General features: G+C 72.0%; 10 protein-coding genes and 1 pseudogene. 5 read left to right on the plus strand and 6 right to left on the minus strand.

All coding sequences use genetic code 11. The annotated features are described in order from the left end of the window. Positions 1 to 16: 16 nt before the first annotated feature. From ACFV9H_RS28955 to ACFV9H_RS28965, 3 genes and pseudogenes are all read right to left on the minus strand, one after another. Positions 17 to 571, minus strand: a complete 555-nt coding sequence (locus tag ACFV9H_RS28955; protein ID WP_385403794.1) for a hypothetical protein — start codon at positions 569 to 571, stop codon at positions 17 to 19. A gap of 52 nt (positions 572 to 623) precedes the next feature. Beyond that, positions 624 to 1127, minus strand: coding sequence for a PLAT/LH2 domain-containing protein (locus ACFV9H_RS28960; RefSeq protein WP_385403796.1), 504 nt, complete (start codon positions 1125 to 1127; stop codon positions 624 to 626). Positions 1128 to 1243: 116 nt separating this feature from the next. Further along, positions 1244 to 1465, minus strand: a pseudogene (locus ACFV9H_RS28965) (GNAT family N-acetyltransferase); the annotation flags it as partial. A 64-nt stretch (positions 1466 to 1529) separates the two neighbouring features. Between ACFV9H_RS28965 and ACFV9H_RS28970 the strand changes: the two are divergent. Further along, entirely contained in the window at positions 1530 to 3104 is a 1575-nt protein-coding gene (locus tag ACFV9H_RS28970; protein WP_385403799.1) for a glycosyltransferase family 2 protein, read from the plus strand. A 19-nt stretch (positions 3105 to 3123) separates the two neighbouring features. Here ACFV9H_RS28970 and ACFV9H_RS28975 read toward each other — a convergent pair whose 3' ends face one another. Both ACFV9H_RS28975 and ACFV9H_RS28980 read right to left on the minus strand, forming a co-directional pair. Next, positions 3124 to 3786, minus strand: coding sequence for a response regulator (locus ACFV9H_RS28975; protein ID WP_385403802.1), 663 nt, complete (start codon positions 3784 to 3786; stop codon positions 3124 to 3126). Continuing rightward, the gene (locus tag ACFV9H_RS28980; RefSeq protein WP_385403805.1) at positions 3783 to 4925 is read right to left on the minus strand and encodes a sensor histidine kinase; all 1143 of its coding nucleotides are present in this window, start codon (positions 4923 to 4925) and stop codon (positions 3783 to 3785) included. The genes ACFV9H_RS28975 and ACFV9H_RS28980 overlap by 4 nt, the downstream gene beginning before the upstream one ends. Before the next feature lie 218 nt (positions 4926 to 5143). On the opposite strand from ACFV9H_RS28980, the gene ACFV9H_RS28985 reads away from it, so the two are divergent. Beyond that, positions 5144 to 5524, plus strand: coding sequence for a DUF6223 family protein (locus ACFV9H_RS28985; RefSeq protein WP_385403808.1), 381 nt, complete (start codon positions 5144 to 5146; stop codon positions 5522 to 5524). A gap of 13 nt (positions 5525 to 5537) precedes the next feature. Here the strand turns inward: ACFV9H_RS28985 and ACFV9H_RS28990 are convergent, their stop codons facing one another. After that, positions 5538 to 6272, minus strand: coding sequence for a TetR/AcrR family transcriptional regulator (locus ACFV9H_RS28990; RefSeq protein ID WP_385403811.1), 735 nt, complete (start codon positions 6270 to 6272; stop codon positions 5538 to 5540). Between the two features lie 118 nt (positions 6273 to 6390). On the opposite strand from ACFV9H_RS28990, the gene ACFV9H_RS28995 reads away from it, so the two are divergent. The 3 genes from ACFV9H_RS28995 (at position 6391) to ACFV9H_RS29005 (ending at position 8067) form a co-directional block, all read left to right on the plus strand. Further along, positions 6391 to 7092 (plus strand): NAD(P)-dependent oxidoreductase, encoded by a 702-nt coding sequence (locus ACFV9H_RS28995; protein ID WP_385403812.1) that lies wholly within the window; start codon positions 6391 to 6393, stop codon positions 7090 to 7092. A 199-nt stretch (positions 7093 to 7291) separates the two neighbouring features. Continuing rightward, positions 7292 to 7732, plus strand: coding sequence for a delta-60 repeat domain-containing protein (locus tag ACFV9H_RS29000; protein WP_385403815.1), 441 nt, complete (start codon positions 7292 to 7294; stop codon positions 7730 to 7732). Next, positions 7696 to 8067 carry a hypothetical protein gene (locus ACFV9H_RS29005; RefSeq protein WP_385403820.1) on the plus strand — a complete coding sequence of 124 codons (372 nt, stop codon included), beginning with the start codon at positions 7696 to 7698 and terminating at the stop codon, positions 8065 to 8067. The genes ACFV9H_RS29000 and ACFV9H_RS29005 overlap by 37 nt, the downstream gene beginning before the upstream one ends. Positions 8068 to 8260: the final 193 nt, after the last annotated feature.

Consider the following 8260-nt stretch of genomic DNA (forward strand, 5'->3'; position numbering starts at 1 on the left):
GTGGGGCGCGTGGTGGTCAGGGGCCCCAGCAGCTGGTCCTGGTCCCCTCGACGTCCGCGCCGACCGTTATCTCGAAACCGGCGCCGGTGGTGAACTCCAGGACGGCGTCCGGCCCGTAGAACTCCGTGAGCCGATCCGCTGTGACGAAGGAGACCCAGAGCTCCTTCGCCTCGCCGTCCCCGCCCTTCGTGAAGCACGAATCGAACTGCCGCATTGCCGGCAGTGGGTTGGGCTCGTACCGCCAGCCGTCGGCCTCCGCGGCCTTGCCGTAATGGTCGAGAACCTCCTGGCGGGTTCCGGCGTACACGTAGGTGCGACCGGCCGTCAGATAGGCGTCGCCGCTGTCGTCCGCGCACTCGGAGAAGACGGCGTCACTCTTCGTGGGGGGCGTCGCGCCGGGCGGGGGCGAGGCGAGGAGCGGGAGCGACTCCAGCTCCCGCATGAGGGCTTCGGTCCCCTCGCAGGTGGTGAAGGGGGACAGCAACGAACAGCCGGTCAGCCCGCCGGCGACGAGCACGGTCGAGAGGAGGAGGGCGGTCACTCGGCCGGGGCGGATCCGGAAGGGCATCATGCAGGCTCCCACCTGGGTTCGTGAGCGGGGACCGGGCGACGACGGGGCGACGTCACGGCGAGCTCCGGGAGAGTGTCCCGTCCGGGCTGTACGCGGTGAACACCGGGGCGCCGTCGGCCGGGGCGGGCTCGCCGCCGGTGATCCAGAGCCGGGACGGGCCGCCGGCCGAGCGCCAGACCGCCGCGTACCCCGCGGGACCGGTGAGGCGTATGTCGGCCTCGACGGCCAAGGCGTCCTTGCCGCCCTTCCACAGTTGGAAGGAGGCCGGGCGGCCGAAGCCGGCCGGAACGGCGATCACGTAGGTGTCGCTGACCCCGGCTTCGAAGTCGTTGTGGTCGCGCGTGTCCAGCACCGTCCACGCGGAGGTGCGGCCGGCCTCGTCGGTGAGCCGTCCCTGGACATCATTGTCCGTGCCGCCCTGCGCGACATCGGCCGTCCGCAGGGTGACCCGGTAGTCGGCCGGGCCGGTCGGTGCGGGTGCGCTCGGGGTCGCGCTCGGGGCCCGCGTCGGCGGCGGGGGGACGGAGGGCTGCTTCCGGCAGGACCTCCGTCGCATCCGGATCCCACACCGCCGTGACTCCCCACTGCTCGCACCTGTAGACAGTCGGGCACCCTAGGCCGGCGCCACCCCGTCATGATCTTGGAGATCGCCACTCGGACACCGATACGGGGTCAGGCGGGCGCCGCGTAGCAGCGGATGGTCACCCTCCGCTCGGGGCTCCACCGCTGATCGACGGTGCCCGGCAGTTCCCACCCCAGCCGCTCGTACAGGGCCGCCGCGGCGGTGTCGGACGCGCCGACGTCGAGCACCGGATGCAGCCCGCGCTCCCGCGCCGCGCCGACCGCGCGGGCCGTCAGCAGCGCGCCGATCCCGTGGCCGCGTGGGATAGGTGCAGGTGAAGGCCGGGTCGGGCGTCAGCCGAGTGGTCCGGTTGGAGCGGAGTTCATAATCTTCCTCATGCTCCGCGAACGTGTACCCGACATATCCGTGATCATCGCTGTCTGCAACGGGATGCCTTACCTGACCGAGTGTCTGGACTCGGTCGTGGGCCAGACGCTGGGCATCGCCCGGCTCGAGGTCATCGCGGTCGACGACGGGTCGACGGACGGCAGTGGCGCGGAGCTGGACCGGTTCGCCGCCCTCCACCCGCAGATCAACGTGATTCACCAGGCGAACTCCGGCGGCCCGGGTGGCCCGCGCAACAGAGCTCTCGACCTGGCCCGGGGCCGGTACGTCTTCGTCCTGGACGCCGACGACTACCTCGGCCCGGAAGCCCTGGAGCGTCTGCTGCGGATGGCCGACACACACGGCGGCGATGTCGTGCTGGCCCGGCAGGTGGGCCTCGGACGGAACGTTGCCGACAAGGCCTACCAGCACGCGCGGGAGGCGGATCTCTACACCTCGGAGGTCTACCGGTCGCTGCACAGCGCCAAGCTCGTCCGGCGCGCGATCATCGAGGACGAGCGCCTCCGCTACCCGGACGACCTCTGGTACGGCGAGGACCAGGTCTTCGTCACCGCCGTCTACCTGGCCGCGCGCAAGATCTCCGTGGTCGGCGACTACGACTGCTACTTTCTGCGCCTCCGAGAGGACGGGCAGAACCTCACGTCCCGCAGCCGGTCGGCGAACGAAACCGTGCAGCACATCGAGCGCGTCATGGCGCTCGTGGCCGAGCGGGTGCAGGACCCCGTCGGGCGCCGCCGGATGATGGGCCGCCACTTCCGCAGCCTGATCCGCACGGCGCTGCGTCCGGCGGTGAACGCCCGCCACGAGCACCCGGCGTTCACCGCGGAGGTCTACGCCCGGGGCCGGGCCCTCGTCCAGGCGTACTGGACACCGGACATGGGGCAGGAGCTGTCACGGATCGACTGGATCCGGCTGTACGCGTTCGTCAGCTGCCTGCCGGGAGCCTTCGAGCAACTGATGGAGTACGACCCGGCGAAGGAGCCGCCGAAGGACCTGGCCGACAACGGCAGGGTGTACCGGTGCTACCCGCTGTTCCGTGATCCGGTCGCGGGCCTGCCGGACGTCCTGTTCGACGTCACGGCGAAGCTCCGGGCGCAGCACCAACTCGCGTCGATGACGTGGAAGGGCGGCAGAGTCGGGCTGACGGGCCACGCGTACGTGGAGTCCCTGGGAACGCAGCGGCTGGTGCACGAACTCGTGCTGCGGGAACGGGAGAGCGGCCGGGAGCATGCGGCCGTGGCCACGCCGGTCGCCTCGCCGGACCTGGGGGAGGGCTTGGGCATGGCCGGCTTCCGTGCGGAGATGAACCTGGCCGCGGTGGACGGGGGAGGGCCGATCACGCCGGGCACCTGGGACGCGTTCCTGGACATACGGGCCGACGGCGTGGCCCGCCGGGCACGGCTGGGCCGCAAGCACGCGCCGGAGCTGGACCGCACGGCGCGGCGAGCCCGGGTCGTGGCCAAGGACGCGGCGAGTGGCACGGAGCTGGCCGCGTCGCCCTACTTCACGATCCACGACAACCTCACCATCGAGGTGGTACGCCGCTTTCCACCCGAAGCCGGGTGAGGCGGAGCCGGCACGCCGGTCAGGCGGTGCGCGGGGTGACCAGGCCGGACTCGTAGGCGAGGACCACGAGTTGGGCGCGGTCGCGGGCGTGAAGTTTGGTCATGGCCCGGTTGACGTGGGTCTTCGCGGTCAGCGGGCTGATCACCATGCGGTCCGCGATCTCGTCGTTGGACAGGCCCTGCGCGACCAGGACGACGGCCTCGCGCTCGCGGCCGGTCAGCTCCTCCAGGCCCGCGCCGGCGGAGGTGGGGGGCGGCTGGGTGACGTACCGGTTGATCAGCTTGCGGGTGATCGAGGGGGCGAGGAGCGCGTCGCCGCGCGCCGCGACGCGTACGGCGTGCAGGAAGTCCTCCGGCACGATGTCCTTGACGAGGAAACCGGCCGCGCCGGCGCGCAGCGCGTCGAAGACGTACTCGTCCAGGCCGTAGTTGGTCAGTATGACGACGTGCACCCCGGCCAGGGTCGGGTCCGCGGCGATGCGCCTGGTGGCCTCGATGCCGTCGACGACCGGCATCTGGATGTCGATGAGCGCGATGTCGGGCAGGTGGATCCTGGCCAGCTCCACGCCCTCGCTGCCGTTGGCGGCCTCGGCCACCACCTCGATGTCGTCTTCGAGGTCGAGGAACGCGCGGAACCCGCTGCGGATGAGCGGCTGGTCGTCGACCAGCAGGACACGGATCACGAGGTTCGCTCCACGGGGAGTTCGGCCAGCACGGTGAAGCCGCCCTCGCTGCGGGGTTCGGCCCGCAGTCGTCCTCCGAGGGCGGTGACGCGTTCGCGCATCCCGAGCAGCCCGACGCCGGGTACCGGGGCGGTGTCGGGGGTGGTGTCCGGGGTGGCCTTGCCGTCGTCGTCGACGCGTACGGTCACGGCGTCCGGACGGCAGTCGATACGGACCGACGCCGTGCCGGCATCCGCGTGCCGGGCGACGTTGGTGAGCGCCTCCTGGACGACCCGGTAGACGGTCCGGCCCACCGCGGCCGGTATGTCCTGTCGCGGTCCCTCGATGGTCAGCCGCGCGTCCAGGCCGATGCCACGGGTCTGTTCCACCAGTTCCGGGACCTCGTCGAGGCCACGCGGCGGGGACGTGTTGTCGTCGTCGCGGAGCGCCTCCAGGGTCGCGCGCAGCTCCCGGGTCGCCTCACGACCGGCCCCCTGGATCGCCAGGAGGGAATCCGGTACCCGTTCACCCCGCTTGCGGGCCACGTGGACCGCGACCTCGGCCTGCACCTTGATGATCGAGATCTGGTGGGTGAGCGAATCGTGCAGCTCCCGCGCGATGCGCAGCCGCTCCTCGTCGGCGCGGCGCCGCGCGGTCTCCTCCCGGGTCCGCTCGGCTTCGTCCGCCCGCCGCTCGGCCTGCCGCAGGGCTTCCCCCGCCGCGCCGGCGGCGATCAGCCAGGCGATCTCCAGGGCGCCGCGGGCCTGCGCGAACGCCTCGCCCGTGTCGTGCAGGCCCGAGGCCAGGGCCGCGAGGGGGAGGGCGGCGAGCACGGCCACGCTCGTCGCCACCGTGACGATGCGGTGCCCCGCCCGCATGGCCGCGTACACCGCGAACAGGTAGGCGACGGCGGCCACGTCGAAACCCGCCGCCTGGTAGCCGACCGCGCACAGCCCGGTGACGACCAGCACGGCGACCGGCGCCCGCCGGCCGGCCGCCAGCGCCAGGCCGCCGACCGTCAGCAGCGCGTAGCCGAGCAGGTCGAGGTTCGAGGTGGAGTGCTGCCCGGACAGCCCGGTGACCAGCAGCGCCGCCGCCACGCCGACGGCGACCGCCCAGTCCCTGACACCGGCCGGAACCACGAACCGCCTTTTGATCATGCCCGTAAAACTAGCCCGTTGCCGGCGCGGGGGCGTCCCACCGGCGGATGAGCGGCCGACTACCACGCACGCAGTACTTCCGCGGTTCCTGCCGCGCCTGCGGCAGCCCGAAGTGACTGCGTCTGAGGGACGACCAGGGGTGGGGTCGGCGGACATGCTCGGGGCGAAGTCCAGTTGTGGAAGTCGTGGAAGTCGTGGAAGTCGCAGAAGGAGCACCCATGTCAGTTCGATCGGTACTTGCCGAGCCCGCGGCGGCGATCGTCTCGGTCCAGCCGGCCGCCGCCAGTGTCTACACCATGAGTGCCGGGCGACTCGGGTCCATCGTGGGCGGGCTGCTGGGGCTGACCGCCGTGGTCCTCGGCGGGATGGCCCTGGCCCGCTCCGCCGGCCGCATCGGCAACCGCTTCAGGCGCGGCGGGGCGGTCGCGGCCGTGGTGGCCGGGCCGATCGGGATGGTCCTCGGCGGGGTCGTCGCTGCCACGGCAGAGGGCGGCCTCGGCACCGGGAACGGTCTCGGCGGGGCGTACGTGGCCCTGCTGGTGGGCCTGATCGGGACGGCCCTCGGCGGGCTCGCCCTGACCCGCCGCCGCACCGGCTGACCGTGCGGCCGTGTCACCGCGGGGTGGTTCGGCTCTGTGGAGGGATGCCCAAGGAGCGGATGAGCTGGGTCAGTTCCTCGCGGAAGAGCTTTTCCGGGTTGGGGGTCTGGGAGCGCAGGTGGCCGTAGATCTCCAGTGACACCAGGCCGTGCAGGTGGCTCCACATGCGCAGGGCAAGGGCCACGGCGGCCGGTGGCAGGTCGGGGAAGGCCGGGCGGACCTTGTCCAGCAGGCCGGGGTCGAAGTCGGACCAGTCGAAGTCGCCGTCCGCGTAGCGGGGTTCGGCGTACGGCCAGGCGGCGGACGCGAGTGCGGTGATGCCGGTGCATACGCGGTGGGCGGCGTCCGGGGCGGCGCCGCCCTCGGGAGGTCGGTAGCCGGGCACGGGGTCACCGTAGATGAGGCGGAATCCCTCGGCGTTGGCCAGCGCCCAGTTCCTGAACGCGCGGGCCCATGCCTGGATCCGGGCGGCCGGGTCCTGCGCGGGGGCGGCGTCCCAGGCGGCGTCCACGGTGTCGGCCAGCGAGGTGTAGACGTTGTCGATCAGCGTGGTGACCAGGTCGTCACGGGTGGCGAAGTAGCCGTAGATGGCGTTGGCCGTCATGCCCATCTCACGTGCGATCGCCCGCAGCGTGATCGCGTCGGGCCCGCCCGAGGCCATCAACTCCAGCGCGACCTTCTTGATTTCGGCGGTCGTCTCGGCCCGCAGCCGCTCCCGGCGCCCCTTGGTGCTTCCCACGGTTCCCATGGCTCCGCACTCTACAGCGTCACTAAATTTGGGGCCGTATCAAAACTGCACGGCGTATAGTCTCTGCGTGCCGTGAAGTTCCGCGGCGCGGTATGAGCAGCCATCAAGGGGGAGAGCCATGCACATCGGAGTCATCGGGGCCGCCGGCGGCATCGGAAGTCGCGTCGTCACGGAGGCCCTTGACCGAGGGCACCACGTCACGGCCTTCAGCCGCGACGCCACCCGGATCGAGGAGGACCGGGCCCATGTGGTCTGGAAGAGCGTCGACGTCCTCGACGCCGCCTCCATCGCCGCCGTCATACCCGGCCTCGACGTGCTGATCAGCGGATTTCAGCCCGGAAACGCCGCCAGGGACATCGCCGACACGGTGGCCCGCTCGATCGCCGATCCCACCGTGTACGCCACCGCCGCGCGCGCACTCTTGAAGGCGCTGGCGAGCCACCCGCGGACCCGGCTCATCGTCATCGGCGGCGCCGGCAGCCTCGAGATCGCGCCCGGAGTCGTACGGGCCGACTCCGACGAACTCCTGTACGAGACGCTCGACGCGATCGGCCTGCCGAGGGAGTACGCCGCCGCGGTGCGCGGCCACCGGGACGCCCTGAACGTCCTGCGCACCTCCAACAGGCTGTGGACCTACTTCAGCCCGGCGGAGGACATCGCGCCCGGTGAACGTACGGGCCGGTTCCGGATCGGCGGTGACCAGCCGGTCCTCGACGCCGAAGGGCGCAGCCGGATCTCGATGGAGGACGCCGCCGTCGCCCTCGTCGACGAGGCGGAGCTGCCGCGCTTCGTCCAACGCCGCTTCACGATCGGCTACTGACCGGGACCGCGACCGCGTCGGGCGGACGGGCCGTCACCCCTGGGGGTGGAACCCGGGAGTCCAGGGGGCGCAGCCCCCGGCCCCGCCGTGAGCCGGCAGGGCCGGCGTTCCCGAAAGGTGGTGGGGCCCAGCACCGACGGATGGAGTGTTCCCACATGCCCCTGTACTCCCACGGCGCCGGGCCGGGCGCATCGGCGCGGTGACCGCCGCCGGGCTGGCGCTCGTACTGAGCCTGCCCGGCGTGGCCACGGCCGCCCCAGGCGACCTGGATCCCACGTTCGGCGGCGACGGCAAGGTCATCACGGACGTGACCGGATACGAGACCACCGGGGGCATGGCCGTACAGCCGGACGGCAAGATCGTCACCGTCGGCAGGGCCAACTTCGAAGAGACCTCCACCGACTTCGCGCTGGTGCGCTACAACACCGATGGCAGCCCCGACACGGGTTTCGGTGGCGGTGACGGCATCGTCACCACCGACTTCGACTTCGGCAACGACGAGGGCGTGGCCGTCGCCCTGCAGCCCGACGGCAAGATCGTCGCCGTCGGCGGCACCGCCAACAGGGCTCCTGCACCGTCACCGCCACCAGCGCGAACTGCGCGCTGGGCTCCCTCGCCCCCGGCGCCCAGGCGACGGTGACGCTGGTCGCCGAACCCCGGGCCACGGGCGCCCTGACCGACCGGGCCACGGCCAACGCCGCGCAAACCGACCCGGCGCCCGGCAACAACACCGCGACGGCGACCACGGTCAACAACGCGCGCGGCTGCACGATCATCGGCACCAGCGGCGCGGACACCCTGACCGGGGGCTACTTGACCGACGTCATCTGCGGGCTCAGCGGCAACGACACCATCAGGCCCGGCTACGGCAACGACACCGTCCACGCCGGCCCCGGCAACGACACCGCCAACGGCGGCCCCGGCACCGACACCTGCACGACCGACCCGGGCGACACCCGCCTGAGCTGCCCCTAGCAGTCCTCTGGTCGTCCCTGAGCGTGGACAGGACCCCCGCCGGCCGGTGCAGGCGGGGGTCCTTGACCTCAAGCCCGGTTGAGCTCCTAGCGTCGGACGGGACGAAAGGGGTTCGACGTGACGACATTGGTTACGGGTGCCACCGGGAACACCGGCCGGCACGTCGTGGCGGAGCTGGTCCGCCGAGGAGAGC

Source organism: Streptomyces sp. NPDC059874, from assembly GCF_042731135.1.
GTDB lineage: Bacteria > Actinomycetota > Actinomycetes > Streptomycetales > Streptomycetaceae > Streptomyces.

Excerpts from the sequence above, each read along its gene's own strand:
- ACFV9H_RS28970 (WP_385403799.1), top strand. The coding sequence starts at position 1,530 with ATGCTCCGCGAACGTGTACCCGACATATCCGTGATCATCGCTGTCTGC.
- ACFV9H_RS28960 (WP_385403796.1), bottom strand. The coding sequence starts at position 1,127 with ATGCGACGGAGGTCCTGCCGGAAGCAGCCCTCCGTCCCCCCGCCGCCG.
- ACFV9H_RS28985 (WP_385403808.1), top strand. The coding sequence starts at position 5,144 with ATGTCAGTTCGATCGGTACTTGCCGAGCCCGCGGCGGCGATCGTCTCG.
- ACFV9H_RS28995 (WP_385403812.1), top strand. The coding sequence starts at position 6,391 with ATGCACATCGGAGTCATCGGGGCCGCCGGCGGCATCGGAAGTCGCGTC.
- ACFV9H_RS28955 (WP_385403794.1), bottom strand. The coding sequence starts at position 571 with ATGATGCCCTTCCGGATCCGCCCCGGCCGAGTGACCGCCCTCCTCCTC.
- ACFV9H_RS28990 (WP_385403811.1), bottom strand. The coding sequence starts at position 6,272 with ATGGGAACCGTGGGAAGCACCAAGGGGCGCCGGGAGCGGCTGCGGGCC.
- ACFV9H_RS28980 (WP_385403805.1), bottom strand. The coding sequence starts at position 4,925 with ATGATCAAAAGGCGGTTCGTGGTTCCGGCCGGTGTCAGGGACTGGGCG.